The sequence below is a fragment of the Asticcacaulis sp. W401b genome, assembly GCF_046503825.1.
In the GTDB taxonomy this organism is placed as follows: domain Bacteria; phylum Pseudomonadota; class Alphaproteobacteria; order Caulobacterales; family Caulobacteraceae; genus Asticcacaulis.
The window spans coordinates 397,638-417,241 of the sequence record NZ_JBKFEE010000001.1; the positions used below are offsets into that span (position 1 = coordinate 397,638).

Consider the following 19,604-nt stretch of genomic DNA (forward strand, 5'->3'; position numbering starts at 1 on the left):
TAGATCAGCCCGCAATCGCTGCCAGACTTTCAACAATTTCAGGGAACAGAGGGCGGTTTTGCGGCACATCGACACAGGCCGCCGTCAAGCGTTTCAAGGCCTCAGGTGCGTCGCATAGCCGCGTCAGTTCCTCCAGCAGGCAGCCGAAGGCGCGCACCTCCAGACGCTGAAGGGCCTCCGCCTGCGTGCGGTCCGCCGGGTCATAGGCCGACGCGGCGCCGAAATCCCCCAGACAGGCACGACCGCGACCGTCATGGAGAATATTATGCGCGTAAAGGTCGCCGTGCAGGATACCCCGACTGTGCAGATGGCTTGCAGCGCTCGCGATCTGCTGAGCGATGCCTAACGCCGTCCCGACGTCGAATCGCACCCCGTCCGCATAGACGTCGCGCGTGCAGGTCTCAAAGTTCGGCGGCCCCGCCAGCACGCGCCAGTCGGGATCAATGCGCTCCATCACCAGTGCGTCGCGCCCGTCCGGATGACCGCGCACCCTGCCCACCACGGGTATCAGGCCCTCATGACGCCCGGCGGCGACACAGGCCACCATCTCGCTTTGGGGCAGGCCATCGCTGGTCATGGCCCCCTTGAATATCTTGACGGCGACCGGGCGCCTGAGGCCTTCATGCGACAATTGCGCCAGATGCGTGGTGCCCGACGCCCCCTCGCCCAGCACGTTACTCAGCGACAGGTCAGACCACGCGATGTCCGCTACCGGCACATGAGTAAGAGCGGCCTCAGCCCTGGCGGCGAACGGATTGCCGGCCAAGGCCAGCCAGGACAAGCGCGGCAACCGGGTCAGCCACACCGGCAGGGTTTCAAACTGATTAGCTGCCAGACGCACCAGTTCGAGCGCGCGACAGTTTTGCATGGCTTCCGGTAAAGCCTTGAGCCGGTTTCCCGCCAGCATCAGCTTTTGCAGGGCCGCGCAATCCCCCAGACTCTGCGGCAGGCTTTCAACGCGATTATCCGTCAGGATGAGCCAGCGCAGGCGCGGCGGCAGGGCTTCGGACGGCACCTCACGGATGCGGCAGGATTTAAACCCGACCATTTCCAGCGCCTCGCAACGCCCCAGCACCGGCGGCAATGTCTCAAACGGATTGTTCGAGCAAAACAGGATTTTCAGCCTGTGAAATCGCGCGAAATCCTCCGGCAGGTGCGTCAACTGACTGCCGCCCAGATCGAGCACTTCCAGCGTGTCGGCCAGATCGTACAGCGCTTCGGGAAAGACCGTCAGCCCGCTGAGTCTTACGTGTGTCGCGCCTGCAAGCGCGCCGGAACGGAGATCGTCGAGCGTGTGCATAAAAGTAATCCTGAAACCCTAACCGGGAGGTCTCCTAAATCATTATGATTTCTGGTAGAAACATAATGATTTAGATTTTGTTTAGCCCCTCGCCGGGCGGTGGCTTCGCCACCTTGGCCGCCGCCTCAATGGCGGCTAGAGCGGAATGATTCCAGTAGAAATCATTCCGCTCTAGCATCTTTGAGGCTGACTCGCTGTCTTTGTTTCACGCGCCATAAGGGGCAAAAATTGAGCGCGCGTCTGTAAAGCTCTGGCGACTAAGGTAATGGCCTCCTATAGTGCGGGTCTGTGTGTTTTATTTCGCGGAAGCCTCCCCATGCTGTCACGCCGCCTTGTCCTCGTCGCCGCACTGGCCTTTGGTCTGAGCGGATGCGCCACCTTTGCCCCCCGGCCTGCTGAGCGCTTCACCCCGGTTGTGGCGGCGGCCAATCCGCTGGCGGCCAAGGCGGGCATGGAGATACTGGAGCGCGGCGGCACGGCAGTCGATGCCGCCATCGCCGTTCAGGCCACCCTGTCTCTGGTCGAGCCGCAAAGCTCCGGCCTCGGCGGCGGGGCCTTCATGGTCTATTACGACCACAAGACCGGTCAAACCACCGCCTATAATGGCCGCGAAACCGCGCCGAAGTCCGCCGACGGGACTCTGTTTCTCAAGCCCGATGGGACACCTCTGCCCTTTGGCGAAGCGGTAGTTTCGGGCCGCGCCACCGGCGTACCGGGGGCGGTGCTGATGCTCGACATGGCCCATGCCCAGCACGGCAAGCTGGCATGGAAGGACCTGTTCCACACGCCGGAAAAACTGGCCGAGGAAGGCTTTGTCATTTCGCCGCGTCTGGGGAACTATCTGGCCAGCAGCCGCTTCCCGCAGAGCCAGACGCCCGATGTGAAGGCCTATTTCGGTGATGGCAAGGGTGGCGTCAAAAAGACCGGCGATGTGCTGAAAAACCCGGCCTATGCGCAGACCCTGCGCACCCTGGCCGACAAGGGCGCGGTCATCTTCCGCGAAGGGCCGCTGGTCGAGGCCATGATCGCCAAAACCCACGAAGGGCCTCTGCCCGGCGATCTGCAAGCGCTGGATTTCAAGATGTATTTCCCGAAGGCCGGGGCACCGGTCTGCGACACCTATCGGGTCTATATTATCTGTGTGCCGGCTCCTCCCTCGTCGGGTGTGTCGCTGCTTCAGGCGCTGAAGATCGTTGAAGCCTTCCCGATGAACGAATACGGGGTCAATGATGCGCGCGGCTGGCAGGTGATTATCGAAGCCGAGCGGCTGATGTACGCCGACCGCGATCAGTACGTGGCCGACAGCGACTTCGTCAGCGTGCCGGTCACAGGCTTGCGCGACCCGGCCTATGTGCGCAGCCGTGCGGCCACCATCACCATCGGCAAGGCGTCGCCCGCCCCCGCCTTTGGCACACCGCCCACCGCCGTGGCCTGGGCGAAGGACGCAACGCAGGAGCCCGCCGGAACCACGCATTTCGTCATCCGCGACCGCTACGGCAATGCCGTATCCATGACCACAACGGTCGAAAGCCTCTTCGGGACGGGCCGCATGGTCGGCGGGTTTTTCCTGAACAATCAGCTCACCGACTTCTCTTTCACCCCGGTGACGAAGACCGGTCAGAAGGTCGCCAATGCGGTCGAAGGCGGTAAGCGCCCGCGCTCCTCCATGTCGCCGGTGCTGATTTTCGATAAGGACAAGCACCTGATCGGCATGATCGGATCGCCGGGTGGGTCGTCCATCCTGTCCTATAATCTCAAGGCTCTGGTAGGGATGCTCGACTGGAATCTCAGCGTGCAGGAGGCCGTCGCCCTGCCGAATGTCGTGGCCAACCCGACGGCCATCCGCATCGAGGCCGGCCTCAAACCCGACGTTCTGCAAGGGCTGAAAGACATGGGCTATACGATCCAGGAGGTGCAGGGTGAAAACTCCGGCCTGCACGGCGTCATGTTCCGCAACGGAGGCATCGACGGCGGCGCCGATCCGCGCCGCGAAGGCGTGGTGCTGAAAGGGCAATAAGGCCGTGCGTCCCTCGATCGTCATCCTCACCGGTGCCGGCATTTCGGCAGAGTCGGGCGTGCCGACCTTTCGCGCCTCCGACGGGCTGTGGTGTGGGCACCGCGTCGAAGCCGTGGCCACGCCCGAAGGCTTTGAGGCCAATCCGGTGCTGGTCCATGACTTCTACAATCAACGCCGCGCACAGTTAAAGGCCGTGGCCACCAATGCGGCGCATCACGCTCTGGCACGGTTGTCGGCCGCCTATGACGGCGACGTGCTGCTGGTGACGCAGAATGTCGATGACCTGCACGACCGGGCGCACCGGAGCGTCACACCCAAACGCGGCTTTGGCCTGATCCACATGCACGGTGAGCTGCTGCGGGCGCGCTGCGTCGAAACAGGCAAAACCTTTGACTGGAGCGGCGATATCCATATCGACACCCCCTCGCCGTTCGGGACGCTGGGCCTGCGCCCGGACATTGTGTGGTTCGGCGAAATGCCGTTTCAGATGGAGCGCATCTACGACGCCCTGTCGGGCTGCGGCCTGTTTATCTCTATCGGGACGTCGGGCAATGTCTATCCGGCGGCCGGGTTTGTGCAGGAGGCCACGCGCGCCGGGGCGCACACGGTGGAACTGAACCTTGAGCCGTCTCAGGGCCACAGCCTGTTTAAAGAGCGCTTGTACGGTCCCGCCACCGAGGTGGTCCCGGCTTATGTTGAGGGTTTAGTGGGTTAAAACACCCGCACCGCCGTGCAGCCGTTCATCTCGATCAGCAGCAGTAGGTCGATCAGCGCCTGAACCGGGGCCGTGCCGAAATCGACGTGCAGGTGGTCGGCATCGACCAGCAGCGAATGGATATGGCCCGAAAAGCGCGAGTCCAGATCGACATTGCGGTCTTCCGGATCGAACCAGGTTTCAAACCACGCCTCCAGCCCCTGAAGCGTTTCCGGCGCGCCGGTGAGGGACAGGTTCATCTCGTGCCAGTCGAGCGCTTCGACCGTCATTTCCAGCTCATTGAGCGTCACCACTATGGGGTCAAAAGCCACCTCTTCATCGGGCGACAATTCGACGATCTGCGGCGCGTCGTCCTCTGCCGGGCCGGTCATGTAGTCGGCGCAGTAAAGCGACCGGTAAAGTCCGGCCTCGACCGAAACCTCCAGCTTGACCTCGGCCACGCCGCCGGGATGGGCCTTGGCCTGTACATCGGCAAAGTGCGCAAATTGCCCCACATAGGAGTCGCGCGCCAGTTCGATCAGTTCTTCAAAATCCATAGTCTGTTTCTTTCGCGCGTCTGACGGGGAAGCGCTTTTATTCAAAATGCGACAGCAGCGACTGGGTGCGAGGCAATTCCTGATAACGATGCACCTTGACCCCCATAACCAGACCGAAGCCGATCATCACCGTGGTCATGACCGAGCCGCCATAGGACAGAAGCGGTTGCGGCACACCCACCACAGGGGCCAGCCCCATAACCATGGCGCCATTGATCAGCACATAGAGCGCGAAGGTCGCCGTCACCCCCGCCGCCGCCAGCCGCCCGAAATGCGAGTGCGACAGCGACGCGATGCGCAGGGCCATAAACACCGCCAGTGCATAGAGGGCAAACACTGTAAATGCCCCCAGAAACCCTAGTTCCTCACCCACTGCCGCCAGAATAAAGTCGGTGTGTTTTTCCGGCAGGAAGCTCAGTTGCGACTGCGACCCCAGCCCCAGTCCCTTGCCCAGTAGCCCGCCGGAACCGATGGCGATCTTGGATTGCAGGATGTGGTAACCGTCGCCGGATGGGTCGGCTTCGGGATTGAGGAAGGTCAGGACGCGTTTGCGCTGATAATCGTGCATGACGAATAGGACGAAGAAGGGCACGGCCACCGCACCGCCCACGGCTGCGGTGCCGATAATGCGCCAGTCGAGCCCGGCCACGATCATCACCGTAATCCCGGTCAGCAGGATCAGCATGGCCGTGCCCAGATCGGGCTGGTGCGCCACAAGCAGCACGGGGGCCATGATCATGGTAAAGGGGATCAACAGCTTCCACGACAGCACCGCGTCCTTGGTCCCCGCTTCATGATACCAGCGCGCCAAAGCCATCACGATAGACAGCTTCATGAATTCAGACGGCTGCATGGAGAAGGACCCGATTTCCAGCCAGCGCTGCGCCCCCATACGCACATCCCCGACCAGTTCCACGGCCACCAGCAGCAGCAAGGACACCCCATAGGCCGGATAGGCCAGCAGCATCCACCACCGCAGATCGACCAGGGCCAGCGCGATCATAAAGAGGAAACACAGGCCAAAACGCAGAACGTGATTATAGGCCCACGGCTCCCACGACATGCCGCCTACCGAATAGAGGACCAGCACGCCGATGCCAGCAATCAGCGTCAGTACCAGCGCAAAACCCCAGTCCACCTGAAGCAGCTTGATGTCATAACGTTCGCGTTCGCCCCGCCGGGTCATTGCGCTTTCGGCCATGGGAACCTCAGGGTACGGGAGGGATATATTCGTTGCTTTCCGGCGCGACTTCGGTGCTTTCGACCTCAGGCGGCGCGGTTTCGGCAGCTTCGACAGGCTCCGGCGGCGGCGGCGCGACGATGCGCGCCTGAAGCTCAGGGTCTTTGAGCAGGGCTACCTTCATGATCTCACGCGCCTTTGGGGCGGCAAAGCGACCCCCGGCGATACCGTGCTGCACGATGACCGCCATGGCGTAGCGTGGATTATCGACCGGCGCATAACAGACGAACAGGCCGTGGTCCTTGTTCTTCCACTGCGTCGCCTTGCGCGTGCCAGCGCGGTCATAGTTGATGACCTGCGCCGTGCCGGTCTTGCCGGCCATCTTCATGTCACCCAGATTGAGTTGCGAATTACGAAACGCTGTGCCGTCGGCGTCGTTGGACACCATCTCCATGCCGTCGCGCACGATCTGGATATGCTCCGGCGGGATACCCAGCGGCTTGAAATCAAAATCCTTATCTACCGCCCCGATCTTCTTGATCAGGTGCGGCGTGACGGCCTTACCGCCATTGGCGATGCGCGACACATAGACGGCCAGTTGCAGGGCAGACACCGTCGTATAGCCCTGCCCGATGGCCACCGACAGGGTTTCACCGAGATGCCATTTGGGGTCCTTGGGACGGTTACGGGTGCCATCGAAATAGTTCCGCTTCCATTCGGTCGTTGGCACAAGACCGGACTTCTGCCCCTCGATCTCCAGATCGAACAGCTCGCCCAGACCCAGCTTGTGAGCCATAGCCGCGATGCGATCCACACCGGGGCGGTTGCACATGTGGTAGAAATAGGTGTCGCACGAAAATTTCAGCGCATGGCGCATATCGACAGCCCCATGCACGCCGTGGCAACGGAAGGTGCGATTGCCGTAACGGTAGGAGCCGCGGCAGACCACCTTCTCGGTCGGGTCGATACCGTAGTCGAGGAAGGACAGGGCCGTCGCCATCTTGAAGGTCGAACCCGGCGCAAAGGTCGAGCCAATCGCCTTGTCCAGCAGAGGACGCCGCTCATACTCGTTCAGCAGCTTATAGGCCTTGGACGAGATACCCGACACGAACAGGTTGGGATCGAAGGACGGCGCCGACACCATGCACAGGATTTCGCCCGTGTGGATGTTGAGCAGCACCGCACTGCCGGAATCCTGTTCGAACACCTCAAGCGCGCGCGCCTGCACCTCGGCATCCAGCGTCAGGGTGATGTCTTCGCCCGGTGTGGGTGGGCGCGTGCCATCAGGGTCTTCGGCGACGATATTGCCGCGCGCATTGACCTCGATCTTCTGGGCCCCCGCCACGCCGCGAAGCTGCTTGTCAAAGGCCTTTTCCACCCCCTGCTTGCCGATGCGAAAGCCCGGATGCAGCAGAAGCGGATCGGGGTTTTCTCCTTCGGCCTCAAGGTCCTTTTCGGAAATTTTCGAGACATAGCCCACGACGTGCGAAAAGGCCCCACCATAGTGATAGACGCGGATTTCGTCCATCACTGCCTGCACGCCGGGGATTTCGGCGGCAAACAGATTGACCCGCGAAAACTCCTCCCAGGTGAGGTCAGCCGCCACCACAGTGGGCACAAAACGCTGCGACTGGTTGATGTCGCGCACGATGCGGCGGCGGTTGTCCTGCACCTGCGGCAGGACGTAGGAAATCTGATCCAGCGTATCGTCGAGATCGTCGATTTCATTGCGGATAATCAGCACGCGGAAGGACGGACGGTTCCCGGCAATGACATTGCCATTGCGGTCGAGAATCTTACCACGCGGCGGCGGCACGACGCGGAAATTGAACTGATTGGCCGCCGACAGGCGCTTGTACTTGCCGCCCTGCACGATCTGAAGCAGCGCCAGCTGCCCGCCCAGTGCAAAGATACCCAGCGCCGTCACCCCGCCCATCAGAAAGATGCGGCGATGGAACGTCCCCTGCTTCTCATTGACGTCTTCAAAAAAGATGGAAGGTTCGCTCAATTGAACCTCACATCGCTATTGAGAAAACGCTCAAGCAGGATCAGCACCACGACCACCAGACACCAGGTGGCCAGCATCTGTTCAAACACGCTGATCAGGCGCGGCACGACACCGGAATCGAGCGTGGTCATGATCACGCCGAGCGTAAAAAACAACAGAACCGCAAAGGTATAGGCCCCGATGACCACCCAGGTGTCCTGCCCCACAATATAGCTGCGGATGATCAGCGTCGCCGCGTGGACGGCCATCAGGCCAATGACGTAGAAACCGAGCGGCGCGCCCCAGAAATAGTCGAGAAACAAGCCCATCAGGCCCAGCAGGATCGGCGCGATAAAGCTGGGGCGGATCAGCGGCCAGGCAAAGGCCAGCGCCACAGGCCACACCGGTTCCGGCAGGTCGAGCCCAAACGGCAAAGGCAGGTCAGTGGCCAGCACCAGCGTCGCCAGAACCGCCAACAGCGCCGGATAGAGCAACCAGTCCTGCGGCCCGACAATGCCCCCCGATCCGCGGCGCGGTGTACGATTTTCAAACAACGCCTTGTACAGGCGCGCGCGGCGGCTGGCCGACGGCGTCATGCTGCGGGTGGACGATGAGCGGGGACGGCGTTGCGGAGCCAGCATGGCCTCAGCCTCCGCTGACACTGGCGGACGAGGCCGACGCCGGCGCCTCGGGGGCCGGAACGGGTTGCGGACGCGGCGTCTGTACGGCGGGAGACGACACCGGCGTCGGGCGTGGCCGCGCAACAGTGACCGGACTGGCGCTGGAGGCGGCAGAGCTGACGGCGGCCCCGCTTGCGGACACGGTAGCGCTTGAGACGCTGGCGCTGTGCGTGGTCGCGGCCGCCGTCGGGGGCGGTGGCGGCAGCACGTCGGTGACCAACGGCGTGCGCAGCACCTCTTCGGCGCGCGGAAGCTGGCTGAAATCCTTGAACTTCATGACCTTGACCAGATCAACGGGTCCGCGATTGGTATAAAGGTCAACGCGCCAGACGCCATCGACGCCACGACGGGCCTCCCCTACCGGCAGGCCACGCGGGAAGATGCCGCCATCACCAGAGGTCAGGATCTGATCGCCTTTTTTGAGCACGTCCGGCCCACCACGCACAAACTCCAGACGCGGAAACCCGCCCCCGTCGCCCACCATCATGGCGCGGGCGTCGGTGCGCGCCACCATGACCGGCACACGGCTGACGACATCGGTGACCATCAGCACGCGGCTGACGTCCGGGCTGACGCCGACCACACGGCCGACCAGCCCGTGTTCATTGATCACCGGATTACCAAAAGCGAGGCCTCTGGATGACCCCGCATCAATCAGGCGATTGTTGTTGAACGGACCGCGCGATACCGACACCGAACGCGCCGAGACGCTTTCGACTTCCGGCTCGGTACGCAGGTTGAGCAGCACCTCATAGCGGCGGTTCAGTTCCCTGGCCTTGCGATACTCATCGCGATAGCGCTCCAGTTCGACAATCTTCTGTTTCAGGACGCGGTTTTCGCTGACGGCGAAGAAATAGTCCTCGATGCCATTGGTGCGGTCGCTGACGAAGTGCGCAGGCGTTGACAGTAGATTATTGCTTTTGGCCGCCGCCCGGTCAAATCCGGCCCGATTGCCATAGGCCGACGCATCCAGCCCGCCGCGACGGTCGCCCAGAAACAGCAATGCCGCGACCACGCAAATGGCGGCGACAAGGATCATCACTCCCCACGTAATGGGCAGTTTCAGATGTTCAAAAGGCTGGTTATCCCCGTATCGCACGCTGACTTCCCTCCGGGCCCACCCGGACCCTCACTCAGAGGACAGATACTGCAAGTTTCGGTCCGAAACTATCAAGGAAATTATAGACGGTCTGATGACAGGGCCGACGATTTTTCGGCCCTGTCATCGCCCTTTCAGGCTCAGAACATCGTCGAGTCGAGGATGCCCTTCATCCAGCGCGGATGCTCAAGCACCTTGCCGCAGCCGATGGCCACGCACGACAGGGGGTCTTCGGCGATCGTCACCGGCAGGCCCGTCTGATCACGGATTTCCGAGTCAAGCCCGCGCAGCAGCGCACCACCACCGGTGAGCATGATGCCCTTGTCCGCGATGTCAGCGGCCAGTTCGGGCGGCGTGGCTTCCAGCGCCACCTTCACGGCCTCGATGATCTGCGCCACCGGTTCAGCCAGCGCCTCAGCGGCCTGACGCTCACTGATGCGCACTTCGCGCGGCACGCCCTGCATCAGGTCGCGGCCCTTCACTTCGATGGCCAGACCTTCACCATCGTGCGGGACGCGGGCGGTGCCGATGTCCTTCTTGATGCGCTCTGCTGTGGTTTCACCGATCAGCAGGTTGTGGTTACGGCGCATGAAGTTGGTGATGGCTTCGTCCATCTTGTCACCACCGACGCGCACCGACTTGGCATAGACCACGCCCGACAGCGACAGAACGGCCACTTCGGTGGTGCCGCCGCCGATATCGACGACCATCGAACCGGTCGGCTCGTGGATGGGCAGGCCGGCCCCGATGGCCGCGGCCATGGGCTCAGGCAGCAGGCCGACACGACGCGCCCCGGCGTTCAGGCACGAGTCATTGATGGCGCGGCGTTCCACAGCGGTCGCGCCCGACGGCACGCAGACAATAACCTTCGGATTTACAAAACCCTTGCGATTGTGCACCTTGCGGATGAAGTACTTGATCATCTCTTCGGCGACTTCGAAATCGGCGATGACGCCATCGCGCATCGGACGGATGGCTTCCATGTGGCCAGGGGTACGGCCCAGCATCTGCTTGGCTTCGATGCCCACCGCGTGCACCACCTTGCGCCCGCCCATATTGCGCAGCGCCACCACCGACGGCTCGTTGAGCACGATGCCGCGCCCCTTCTGATAGACCAGCGTATTGGCCGTGCCGAGATCGATGGCGATATCGTTGGAGAAGCTGCCGAAGAAGGGCTTTAACATTGAGCACTACCGCGAGAAATTTGTCTGGGAGGTGGCCGGGATACCGGCGGCGCATAGGGCCCCGTTAAGGGCGTCGCGCCGCGAAAACACGCGCCGTCCGCAAGGGGAAAACTCCCTTGCCCTTATCTCGCGTCAATTTCAAGGCCTTCAAAAAAAAACTTCGAATCACCTTGAAACGCATAACGGTAAACTATTGATTTCCGTCGTTCCCGCCCGCGGCGCTGCGGCCTTCGCGCCATTTGGTGATCAGGTGTCTGGCCAGAATGACAACGCCCAGCCAGGCCAGCCCGATCAGCGCGATCAGTGCGGTGCCCTTCCAGTCTCCGCCCTCGACGATGCGCGTAAAGACATTGCCAAACAGCGCCACCAGCGCCGTCTTGGGGATCGAGCCCAGGGCCAGCCCCAGTATGAAACCGGTGAAGGGGGCCTTCGATACGCCAAAGGCCATGTTGACGATGATGAACGGTGCCGAAGGGACGTTGCGCACGATGAAAGAGGCCGAAAAGGCGTTTCGCCCAATATAGTCCGACAGCCGCCCCAGATGCCCGCTGCCGATGCGGTTGAACGTATCCGCCCCGATAACCCGCCCCGTATAGAAGGTGGCGGCCCCGGACACGACGGTGGCCACCCAAGAATAAAAGAAACCCAGCCACGGCCCGAAGGCCACCACACAGGCCGCGATCAGCACAAACTGCGGCGCGCCGATATAGGCCGACAGCGTAAAGACGGCGATGACGATGAAGATACCCCACGGGGAATCCCGATATTCGGCCATCCACAGCTCGAACTCATGCGTCACCTCATGGCCGAAGTCGGTCTTGCCGATCAGGAAAACCACGCCAATCATGGCAAACAAGGCCAACGTCACCCAGATGGCGCGCACCGTCTTGGCGTCCATCTCGAACAGGAACTGGCAGCAGCGCCGCCACAGGGGCAGCGGGCTGTTGGCGGCATCGCGCCCCGGTTCGGAAGGATCAGGCGTTTCGGTCATGACATGGCTATGTGCGACGGACCGCAATCGAAATCAATATGAAGAGGTAAAGTTTGGAGCGATGTGCGGAAAAGTGTGAGCGGTTTTCCGCTAAAACATCGCGACAAAACAAAAATCTAAAGCGAAAGTTTTTGCCGTGGCCTTACTCAAACAAAAACCCCTCCGTTTCCGGAGGGGCTGATGATCAGGCGCTGAGCGCTTCCATCTCTTCGTCCGAGATGTCGAAATTGGCATAGACCGCCTGCACGTCATCATCATCATTGAGCGCGTCGATCAGCTTCATCAGCGTCTTGGCCGGGTCGCCGGTGATGGGCGACAGGGTCTGCGGCTTCCAGATAAACTTGGTGGACTTGGGATCGCCCAAAACCTTGGCCACGGCTTCGGTCACGGCGTTGAGATCTTCGTAAGCCGTGAAGATCAGGTGGCCGCCGTCTTCCTCGTCCTCATCGGTTTCCACATCGGCAGCCCCGGCTTCGATCGCCGCTTCCATGATGGCATCAGCCGAACCGGCCTTCAGCGGGTACTCGATCTGGCCCATGCGGTCCCACATGAAGCTGACCGAGCCGGTTTCGCCCAGATTGCCGCCAAACTTGGTGAAGTAGGAGCGCACATTGCCGCCGGTACGGTTGCGGTTATCGGTCAGGGTCTCGACGATGATGCCGATACCTTGCGGCCCGAAGCCTTCGTAGCGGATTTCTTCCATATTGTCGGATTCACCGGCCGCCCCCTTCTTGATGGCGCGGTCGATATTGTCCTTCGGCATGGACTCGGCCTTGGCGTTGTTGACCGCCAGACGCAGACGCGGGTTCATGGCCGGGTCAGGCATACCCGACTTGGCGGCCACGGTGATGTCGCGCGCCAGCTTGGAAAACAGCTTGGAACGGGCCGCGTCGGCGCGGCCCTTCTTGTGCATGATGTTCTTGAACTTACTATGGCCTGCCATGGGATTCACTCACGTAAAAGTTCGGCGGAGCCGAATCTTTTACGTGGCTCCATAAGGCGAAAAATCTCTCGGGGCGGCCCGTCGAGATTTTTCACATGATTGTTTGGCGGGAGTCTGGCCCTTCGTCAGAGCCTTACATCACCGGAATGCGCCAGCTTCTAAACCGAAACCTGAAGTTCTGGCAACACCGTCTTGAGACGCCCACCTAACCGGATGGGCTCGATGCGCGTGGCCAGTCCCGTCTTGTCGTCCGTCTCAACAAAGACGCCGCACAGGGTCGCGGGGCCGGAGGCCGGCTTATAACGCTCCTTGCCGATGCGCGTGGTGAAGCGACGCAGAGGCTCCTCCTTGTCCATGCCGATGACGCTGTCGTAATCGGCGCAGGCCCCGGCATCGGTCTGATAGGCGGTGCCGCCGGGCAGGATCTGCGCGTCGGCCGTCGGCACATGGGTGTGCGTGCCCACCACCAGTGAGGCGCGTCCGTCGCAGAAATGCCCCATGGCCATCTTTTCGGAGGTGGCTTCGGCGTGGATATCGACCACCACCGCATCGGCCACCAGCCCCAGCGGCGCGCTTTCCAGCGCCTTGTCCACCGCCGCAAACGGGTCGTCCATCGACGCCATATGCACCAGACCCAGCGCGTTCATCACCAGAATCCTCTTGCCCGACGCCGTTTCAAACAGATTGACCCCCCGCCCCGGCACATCGGCCAGAGGCGGATAGTTCAGCGGGCGGATCAGGCGCGGCTCACGCACAATATAGGTCAGGGCCTCTTTCTGATCCCAGGAGTGGTTGCCGAGCGTCAGGCAGTCCGCCCCCGCCTCGAACAACTGATTGGCGGTGTTTTCCGACACGCCGAAACCAGAAGCGGCGTTTTCGGCATTGACGATAACGAATTCGAGGTCAAGCGCCCGGCGCACAAAGGGCAGATGTTCGGACACGGCGTCGCGGCCGGCCCGGCCGACCACATCACCGAAAAAAGCAAAACGCATCAGGTGTTCTTTCTAATCGCGATTACGCCCAGTTCGGTGAGGACGGCATCGAGACGCTGATCGTGGGGTTCGGTGGGCACGCGGGTGACCGCCTGAGCGGAAAAGGCCACGCCCCACACTTGCAAGGGATTTTCATTACTCTGATTTACAGAGCGAAGATAGTCCAAAGCGCGGTCGTAAAAGCCGCCGCCATAGCCCAGCCGCCCCCCTTGGCGGTCAAAGGCCAGAAGCGGGGCCAGAATGAGATCGGGGAACACCTCGGGCGCGTCTGGTCCGGGCTGCTGTGTGCCAAACGGCCCCGCCGCCAGCAGCGCGTCGAGGCTATAGGCGCAGAAGCTCATGTGCCCCTCCACGTCGATACGGGGCAAGGCCAGAGTGTAACCGCGCGCCAGAAAGTGTCGCATCAGGGGCCGGGGGTCTATCTCATCGCTGATGGGGTGAAAGCCGGCCACGACCGCCGCCCTTGGCCAAACCCCGCGCGCCACGAAGGCCTCGGCCAGCCGTTCGCCCGCATCCGGCGATGCGGCGGCCAGGGCGGCCCGTCGGCCCTTCATCTCTCTACGCAAGGCGGCTTTGGCGTCTGACATAACGGTTTAAGGCCATGTCACACCACAAAAAGCAAGAGCCCCCTCCGGAGGGAACCGAAGGGGGCAAAAGGTTAGTCTTCGTCGTTTTTCTTCTTCGAATCGAACGGGAAGGCCCCGGTCGGGTGGGCGTCGCCCTTCGGCTTGATCAGGATAGACAGGATCATGGTCAGGACCAGTATCGAGGCCGTGGCGGTGAGCGACCACACAATCGGGATCTTATAGATGTCGATCAGCAGCATCTTGGTACCGACAAAGACCAGCACCAGCGCCAGACCATAGGGCAGCAGGTGGAACTTTTCGTGCATCCCGGCCAGCAGGAAGTACATGGCGCGCAGGCCCAGAATAGCGAAGACGTTGGAGGTCAGGACGATAAACGGATCGGTGGTGATGGCGAAGATGGCCGGGATCGAGTCCACCGCAAACACCACGTCGATAATACCGATCAGGATGACCACGATCAGCAGCGGCGTGGCGATGCGCTTGCCATCAATGCGGGTAAAGAACTTCTCACCGTCGTAATTGGGCGAGATGGTGAAGGTCTTGCGCACCCATTTCAAGGCCGGATTGCTTTCCAGATCAGGCTCCTGACCGGCGGCCAGCCACATCTTGAAGCCCGTGAACACCAGAAACGCGCCGAACACGTAGAGCACCCAATGGAACTGCGCCACCAGCCACGCGCCCACCACAATCATACCTGCGCGCAGGACCAGCGCCATCAGAATGCCGATCATCAGAACGCGCTTCTGATACTCCGCCGGCACGGCGAAATAGGTGAACAGCATCAGGAAGACGAAGATATTATCAACCGCCAGCGCCTTTTCGACCAGATAGCCGGTGGTAAATTCCAGCGCCTTGGTATTGGCCAGCGCCTGAGTGGCGGCATCGCCCGTCAGGCCCCCCATCTCCCACCACATAATGCCGAGGAAGGCGAAGGAGGTGGCCACCCAGATCAGCGACCAGATGGCCGCTTCGGTCATCGAGACCTTGTGCGCCCCTTGTTTGTTCAGAGCAAAAAAATCGATAAACAGCGCGACAATAACAAAAGCCGCGAACGTCCCCCACATCAGGGGCGTTGCAATGGTTTCCATAGGTGAGACTCAATCTCTGAGGGGTTACAAGGACAGGCCCGCAGGACCCGCCCTCAGTCTCGCCACGCCGCCGAAACGGTGTCTGATGCCGGAGCAAAGCTCGTGTTGACGACATCAAACGATCGCACACTGCGATCTGGCTACTCCCTGAGGATAACCGCCTTATTCCAGACGAAGGCGGTGACTGTCAAGTTGGGATTGTAACGATTGCGCGGTTTAAATCCCCGCAGACACACTGTGCAGCAAAAAAGGGGTGGCGGCGCCCTGAGAAACTTAAAGAATGTGGCTTCGCCACCCCAAAGGGGTGGCGGCGCCACGGGAACCGTTGCGAAGCGTTAAAATCCACTCAGACCTGACGTATCAGGTGGGAGCCATATGATAGGGACCACGGTCCCAGTCAGGGACAGCCCCCGTTCTAAGAGATTAAGGTCAGAAGGATTAGGTGTTCGCTGACGTGAGCCGCAGCACGACCCGCCGTCACACAATCTAGGCGCAACGTTGCCCCCTTACAAGGGGGGCGACCACAGGCTTTTGTAAATCCATCATAAAGCGGCTGCTTTGTCCTGCGCCGGTCAAAAAAAGACATCGATGTCATAAGAAATGACTTCACAGACATTCGATCCCGGCTTATGAAATTGCCCAACGACAAAATCATTCCAGGGACACTGATCATGCGCACTTTCAAGCTCAGCCTGCTGGCGACCGCCGCCCTTGGGCTCGCCTTCGTCTCCACCGCACCCGCCTATGCTCAGGCCCCGGCCGCCGCCGCTGAGGCCCCCAAGGCGACGCCCTGGACCGACACCCGGCTGGATGCCGACACCCGAACAGAGCTGCTACTCAAGGAAATGACGCAGGACGAGAAGCTGAAACTCGTCTTCGGTCATTTCGCCACGGCCGCCGACTGGCTCAATGCGCGCGGCGACATTGCCGGGCTGAACTGGAAGCCACCGGTCGAAAGCCACCACCAATCGGCAGGCTTTGTCTTCGGCGTGCCGCGTCTGGGCATCCCGAACCAATGGCAAACCGACGCGGGCGTCGGCGTCGCCTCTCAGGTCGGTGACAAGCCACGCCTGCGCACCGCCCTGCCGTCGGGCATGGCCACGGCGGCGACCTGGGACCGCGATCTGGCCTTCAAGGGCGGCGCGATGATCGGTCGCGAAGCGCGCCTGTCGGGCTTTAACGTGCAACTGGCCGGGGGCGTCAACCTGATGCGTGAACCGCGCAATGGCCGCAACTTCGAATATGGCGGCGAAGACCCGCTGCTGGCCGGGATCATCGTCGGCGAGCAAATCCGCGGCATTCAGTCGAACCACATCATTTCGACGGTCAAGCACTACGCCTATAATGCGCAGGAAACCAATCGCTTCACCGCCTCCTCCAACATCTCGGACAAAGCCGGGCGCGAGTCCGACCTGCTGGCGTTTCAGTTCGCCATCGAAACCGGCAATCCGGCCTCGGTGATGTGCGCCTATAACCGCGTCAACAATGTCTATGCCTGCGAAAGCGACTATCTGCTGAACGAAGTCCTGAAGAAAGACTGGGGCTATAAGGGCTATGTGATGTCGGACTGGGGCGCCACCCATTCGACCATCCCGGCGGCCAATGCCGGTCTCGATCAGCAGTCCGGCTATCCGTTCGACAAGAGCAACTACTTCGCCGGGCCGCTGAAAGAAGCGGTGGAAAACGGCTTTGTGAAGCAAGAGCGTCTCGACGATATGGCGCGGCGCGTTCTGTGGGGCCTGTTCTCGACCGGTGCCTTCGACAAGCCGGTGCCGGTGGCTGAAGACCAGATCGACTTCAAGGCGCACGCCGCCGTCACTCAGGCCGATGCCGAAGGCGGCATTGTGCTGCTGAAAAACACCGGCCTGCTGCCGCTGGCGACCACCGCCAAAAAGATCATTGTGATCGGCGGCTATGCCGACAAGGGCGTCATTTCCGGTGGCGGCTCATCGCAGGTCTATGGTCAGGGCGGCAATCCCGTCAAGGATCTGGGCCTTGGCCCCAAGGCCTTCCCCGGCCCCCTCACCTACTATCCGGACTCGCCGGTCGAAGCGCTGAAAGCCCGCACCAGGGCCGAGGTCGTCTATCATGACGGCAAGGACATCAAGGCGGCGGTGAAGGCGGCCAGGGGCGCGGACGTGGTGATCGTGTTCGGCACCCAGTGGACAGGCGAATCGCTGGATGCCGAACTGAAACTCGATGAAAACGCCGACGCCCTGATCGACGCGGTGGCCAAGGCCAATAAAAAGACCGTCGTCGTGCTGCAAACGGGTGGGCCGGTCTTCATGCCGTGGCTGTCCAAGGTCGGTGCCGTGGTCGAAGCTTGGTATCCCGGCACCAAGGGCGGTACGGCCATTGCGCGCGTCCTGACCGGTGAAGTCTCGCCGTCAGGCCGTCTGCCGGTGACCTTTGCCGCCTCGCTCGATCAGTTGCCGCGCCCGAAGCTGGACGGTGACCCCAAGAGCGATACCATCCGTACCCAGGTCAATTACGACATCGAAGGCGCGGCCATCGGTTACAAGTGGTTCGACAAGAAGGGCCTGAAGCCGCTGTTCGCCTTCGGCCACGGTCTGACCTATTCCACATTCGGCTACAGCGACCTGAAGACCTCAACGGCCGGCGACAGGCTGAGCGTCAGCTTCACCGTGACCAATACGGGCAAGGTCGCCGCTTCGGACGTGCCGCAGGTCTATGTTTCGGCCCCCGCCTCGGCCGGCTGGGAAGCACCCAAGCGCCTCGGCGGCTGGGATAAGGTGGCACTGAAACCCGGCGAGTCGAAGACGGTGACGGTAACGGTTGATCCACGCCTGCTGGCCAGTTTCGACAGCGCGTCAAAGACGTGGAACGTCGCCGCCGGGGCTTACGATGTGATCCTCGCCCGCTCGGCCACAGATGCCGTCAGCAAGACCACGGTCACGCTGAGCGCGCAAAAGTACGATGTGAGAGGGAAGTAACATGGCTGCGGCAGAGGACGATCGCCTTGAGGTTCTGCCTATCCTGCCCAGCCTGTCACTAAGCGAAACCCAGAGCTTCTACAGTGCGTTTCTGGGTTTCGACGCCACCGTGTTTGAGGATCATAACTATCTGATCCTCAGACGCGATGCCTTCGGTTCACCGATTGAACTGCACTTCTGGCTGACGGATCGCCGCGACCTGTGCGAACAGAGTGCGGTCTATATTCGCGGCGGCAGCATAGACAGGCTGCACGAAGAGTTCCGGCAAAAAGAACTTTTGCACCTGTCGCCCATCCTGCCGAGGCCGTGGGGCATGACCGAATTTTACATTCATGACCCGCATGGGAATTTGCTTAAATTCGGACGCGTGAGCGACGAAAGCCGCCCATAGATGTTTAGAGCGATGTGCGGAAAAGTGTAAGCGGTTTTCCGCAAAAACATCGCGACAAAACAAAAACTTAGAGTGAAATGGCGATTCCACTCAAAGTCACTTCACTCTAGTCCCTCGCCGGGCGGTGGCTGCGCCACCTTGGCCGCCGCCTCAATGGCGGCTTGAGCGGAATGATTCCAGTAGAAATCATTCCGCTCTAAACCTCCCCAACCAGCTTTTCCAGCCGTTCGGCGGCGTCAGAAATGGCAAAGGCCGCCTTGCGTTCGATCTCGAAGGCCCCGGCGGACATGCGCGCCTGCGCCGACTGCGCTTCTTCGAGTTGGGCGCGCAGTTCTTCCATCTCATCGACCAGCAGCAGCGACGCCATCAGGAACAGGCGCACCTCACCGATCGCCCCGACATCGGAGACCACCATTTCCACGTGGTCGTTAAAGACGCGCGCCAGTTCCTGAACGCGCGCTTCCTGACCGTCGGCACAACCGACCGTGTAGGGCTTGTTATTGACCTTGACCGTAACCTCAGCCATCAGGCGGCCTGCTCGTTAAGAAGTTGACGGATATCCTTGGCCGCGATGCCAAGCGCCTCAAAAGCCTCCGAAGCCGCGGCCTCCAGCGCCTTTTCACGGGCCTTCAGCGCGCTGATTTCGTCCTGAAGGCGACGGGCCTCTGCGGCCGCCTCAGCGGGGAACGAATCGCCGTTGTGATCGGCGCTGCGACCTTGCAGATCGCGGATACGGGTTTCGAGCGCATTGAGCGCGCTGTCCAGACGCTCGACCGCCGCTGTCAGGCTGGCGCCCGCGACCGGAGAAAGCTGAGCCGTGTTCTGAGCATTTTCCATAGGTTGACTGTACTTCCTAAAGGGCTGCTTCACAAGTCATGCAGCCTGAAAGGCGAAAATTAGCCCCGTACACCCCTGCGGAGACAAATTCCTAAAACTCGAATATGGCCATTGTCCGGCATA

At 61.3% G+C, this 19,604-nt stretch carries 18 protein-coding genes and 1 other RNA gene; 4 read left to right on the plus strand and 15 right to left on the minus strand.

Annotated features, from left to right (window positions below; genetic code table 11):
• Positions 1–4: 4 nt before the first annotated feature.
• Positions 5–1,300: a leucine-rich repeat-containing protein kinase family protein gene (locus ACK8OE_RS01895; RefSeq protein WP_410271155.1), complete on the minus strand. Its 1,296-nt coding sequence runs from the start codon at positions 1,298–1,300 to the stop codon at positions 5–7.
• A gap of 316 nt (positions 1,301–1,616) precedes the next feature.
• On the opposite strand from ACK8OE_RS01895, the gene ggt reads away from it, so the two are divergent.
• A complete protein-coding gene (gene ggt, locus ACK8OE_RS01900; protein WP_410271156.1) occupies positions 1,617–3,317 on the plus strand; it encodes a gamma-glutamyltransferase in 1,701 nt (566 codons plus the stop codon).
• A gap of 4 nt (positions 3,318–3,321) precedes the next feature.
• Positions 3,322–4,032, plus strand: coding sequence for an NAD-dependent deacylase (locus ACK8OE_RS01905; RefSeq protein WP_410271157.1), 711 nt, complete (start codon positions 3,322–3,324; stop codon positions 4,030–4,032).
• On the opposite strand, the gene ACK8OE_RS01910 is transcribed toward ACK8OE_RS01905, so the two are convergent.
• From ACK8OE_RS01910 to ssrS, 12 genes are all read right to left on the minus strand, one after another.
• Positions 4,029–4,568, minus strand: coding sequence for a hypothetical protein (locus tag ACK8OE_RS01910; protein ID WP_272741267.1), 540 nt, complete (start codon positions 4,566–4,568; stop codon positions 4,029–4,031). The genes ACK8OE_RS01905 and ACK8OE_RS01910 overlap by 4 nt on opposite strands.
• 37 nt (positions 4,569–4,605) lie before the next feature.
• Complete coding sequence (rodA, locus tag ACK8OE_RS01915) at positions 4,606–5,769, minus strand: rod shape-determining protein RodA (RefSeq protein ID WP_410271158.1); 1,164 nt, start codon at positions 5,767–5,769, stop codon at positions 4,606–4,608.
• Positions 5,770–5,776: 7 nt separating this feature from the next.
• The gene (gene mrdA / locus ACK8OE_RS01920; protein ID WP_126419779.1) at positions 5,777–7,756 is read right to left on the minus strand and encodes a penicillin-binding protein 2; all 1,980 of its coding nucleotides are present in this window, start codon (positions 7,754–7,756) and stop codon (positions 5,777–5,779) included.
• Complete coding sequence (locus ACK8OE_RS01925; protein WP_410271159.1) at positions 7,753–8,376, minus strand: hypothetical protein; 624 nt, start codon at positions 8,374–8,376, stop codon at positions 7,753–7,755. Before ACK8OE_RS01925 ends, mrdA begins: the two co-directional genes overlap by 4 nt.
• A 4-nt stretch (positions 8,377–8,380) precedes the next feature.
• Positions 8,381–9,514 (minus strand): rod shape-determining protein MreC, encoded by a 1,134-nt coding sequence (mreC, locus tag ACK8OE_RS01930; RefSeq protein WP_410271160.1) that lies wholly within the window; start codon positions 9,512–9,514, stop codon positions 8,381–8,383.
• 140 nt (positions 9,515–9,654) lie between these two features.
• The gene (locus ACK8OE_RS01935) at positions 9,655–10,698 is read right to left on the minus strand and encodes a rod shape-determining protein (RefSeq protein WP_013479130.1); all 1,044 of its coding nucleotides are present in this window, start codon (positions 10,696–10,698) and stop codon (positions 9,655–9,657) included.
• A 190-nt stretch (positions 10,699–10,888) separates the two neighbouring features.
• Complete coding sequence (locus tag ACK8OE_RS01940; protein ID WP_410271161.1) at positions 10,889–11,689, minus strand: TVP38/TMEM64 family protein; 801 nt, start codon at positions 11,687–11,689, stop codon at positions 10,889–10,891.
• A 184-nt stretch (positions 11,690–11,873) separates the two neighbouring features.
• Positions 11,874–12,632 carry a YebC/PmpR family DNA-binding transcriptional regulator gene (locus ACK8OE_RS01945; protein WP_290794314.1) on the minus strand — a complete coding sequence of 253 codons (759 nt, stop codon included), beginning with the start codon at positions 12,630–12,632 and terminating at the stop codon, positions 11,874–11,876.
• Between the two features lie 158 nt (positions 12,633–12,790).
• Positions 12,791–13,624, minus strand: a complete 834-nt coding sequence (locus ACK8OE_RS01950) for a TIGR00282 family metallophosphoesterase (protein WP_338734477.1) — start codon at positions 13,622–13,624, stop codon at positions 12,791–12,793.
• Entirely contained in the window at positions 13,624–14,211 is a 588-nt protein-coding gene (locus ACK8OE_RS01955; RefSeq protein ID WP_410271162.1) for a 5-formyltetrahydrofolate cyclo-ligase, read from the minus strand. Before ACK8OE_RS01955 ends, ACK8OE_RS01950 begins: the two co-directional genes overlap by 1 nt.
• A gap of 71 nt (positions 14,212–14,282) precedes the next feature.
• Positions 14,283–15,299 (minus strand): TerC family protein, encoded by a 1,017-nt coding sequence (locus ACK8OE_RS01960; protein WP_410271163.1) that lies wholly within the window; start codon positions 15,297–15,299, stop codon positions 14,283–14,285.
• Between the two features lie 306 nt (positions 15,300–15,605).
• Positions 15,606–15,770, minus strand: a non-coding RNA gene (gene ssrS / locus ACK8OE_RS01965) — 6S RNA.
• Positions 15,771–15,970: 200 nt separating this feature from the next.
• Here ssrS and ACK8OE_RS01970 point away from each other — a divergent pair.
• Positions 15,971–18,253, plus strand: a complete 2,283-nt coding sequence (locus ACK8OE_RS01970) for a beta-glucosidase (protein WP_410271164.1) — start codon at positions 15,971–15,973, stop codon at positions 18,251–18,253.
• A 1-nt stretch (position 18,254) separates the two neighbouring features.
• Positions 18,255–18,644, plus strand: a complete 390-nt coding sequence (locus tag ACK8OE_RS01975; RefSeq protein WP_410271165.1) for a glyoxalase superfamily protein — start codon at positions 18,255–18,257, stop codon at positions 18,642–18,644.
• A 196-nt stretch (positions 18,645–18,840) separates the two neighbouring features.
• On the opposite strand, the gene ACK8OE_RS01980 is transcribed toward ACK8OE_RS01975, so the two are convergent.
• Both ACK8OE_RS01980 and ACK8OE_RS01985 read right to left on the minus strand, forming a co-directional pair.
• Positions 18,841–19,170 carry a cell division protein ZapA gene (locus tag ACK8OE_RS01980; protein WP_013479138.1) on the minus strand — a complete coding sequence of 110 codons (330 nt, stop codon included), beginning with the start codon at positions 19,168–19,170 and terminating at the stop codon, positions 18,841–18,843.
• The gene (locus ACK8OE_RS01985) at positions 19,170–19,481 is read right to left on the minus strand and encodes a hypothetical protein (RefSeq protein ID WP_410271166.1); all 312 of its coding nucleotides are present in this window, start codon (positions 19,479–19,481) and stop codon (positions 19,170–19,172) included. The genes ACK8OE_RS01980 and ACK8OE_RS01985 overlap by 1 nt, the downstream gene beginning before the upstream one ends.
• Positions 19,482–19,604 lie beyond the last annotated feature (123 nt).

What these genes read in the sequence shown, in the direction of transcription:
- ACK8OE_RS01910 (WP_272741267.1), bottom strand. Translation starts at nt 4,568, where the DNA reads ATGGATTTTGAAGAACTGATCGAACTGGCGCGCGACTCCTATGTGGGG.
- ACK8OE_RS01935 (WP_013479130.1), bottom strand. Translation starts at nt 10,698, where the DNA reads ATGTTAAAGCCCTTCTTCGGCAGCTTCTCCAACGATATCGCCATCGAT.
- ACK8OE_RS01895 (WP_410271155.1), bottom strand. Translation starts at nt 1,300, where the DNA reads ATGCACACGCTCGACGATCTCCGTTCCGGCGCGCTTGCAGGCGCGACA.
- ACK8OE_RS01950 (WP_338734477.1), bottom strand. Translation starts at nt 13,624, where the DNA reads ATGCGTTTTGCTTTTTTCGGTGATGTGGTCGGCCGGGCCGGCCGCGAC.
- ACK8OE_RS01960 (WP_410271163.1), bottom strand. Translation starts at nt 15,299, where the DNA reads ATGGAAACCATTGCAACGCCCCTGATGTGGGGGACGTTCGCGGCTTTT.
- rodA (WP_410271158.1), bottom strand. Translation starts at nt 5,769, where the DNA reads ATGGCCGAAAGCGCAATGACCCGGCGGGGCGAACGCGAACGTTATGAC.
- ACK8OE_RS01940 (WP_410271161.1), bottom strand. Translation starts at nt 11,689, where the DNA reads ATGACCGAAACGCCTGATCCTTCCGAACCGGGGCGCGATGCCGCCAAC.
- ACK8OE_RS01955 (WP_410271162.1), bottom strand. Translation starts at nt 14,211, where the DNA reads ATGTCAGACGCCAAAGCCGCCTTGCGTAGAGAGATGAAGGGCCGACGG.
- ACK8OE_RS01945 (WP_290794314.1), bottom strand. Translation starts at nt 12,632, where the DNA reads ATGGCAGGCCATAGTAAGTTCAAGAACATCATGCACAAGAAGGGCCGC.
- ggt (WP_410271156.1), top strand. Translation starts at nt 1,617, where the DNA reads ATGCTGTCACGCCGCCTTGTCCTCGTCGCCGCACTGGCCTTTGGTCTG.
- ACK8OE_RS01985 (WP_410271166.1), bottom strand. Translation starts at nt 19,481, where the DNA reads ATGGAAAATGCTCAGAACACGGCTCAGCTTTCTCCGGTCGCGGGCGCC.
- ACK8OE_RS01970 (WP_410271164.1), top strand. Translation starts at nt 15,971, where the DNA reads ATGCGCACTTTCAAGCTCAGCCTGCTGGCGACCGCCGCCCTTGGGCTC.
- ACK8OE_RS01980 (WP_013479138.1), bottom strand. Translation starts at nt 19,170, where the DNA reads ATGGCTGAGGTTACGGTCAAGGTCAATAACAAGCCCTACACGGTCGGT.
- ACK8OE_RS01975 (WP_410271165.1), top strand. Translation starts at nt 18,255, where the DNA reads ATGGCTGCGGCAGAGGACGATCGCCTTGAGGTTCTGCCTATCCTGCCC.
- ACK8OE_RS01925 (WP_410271159.1), bottom strand. Translation starts at nt 8,376, where the DNA reads ATGCTGGCTCCGCAACGCCGTCCCCGCTCATCGTCCACCCGCAGCATG.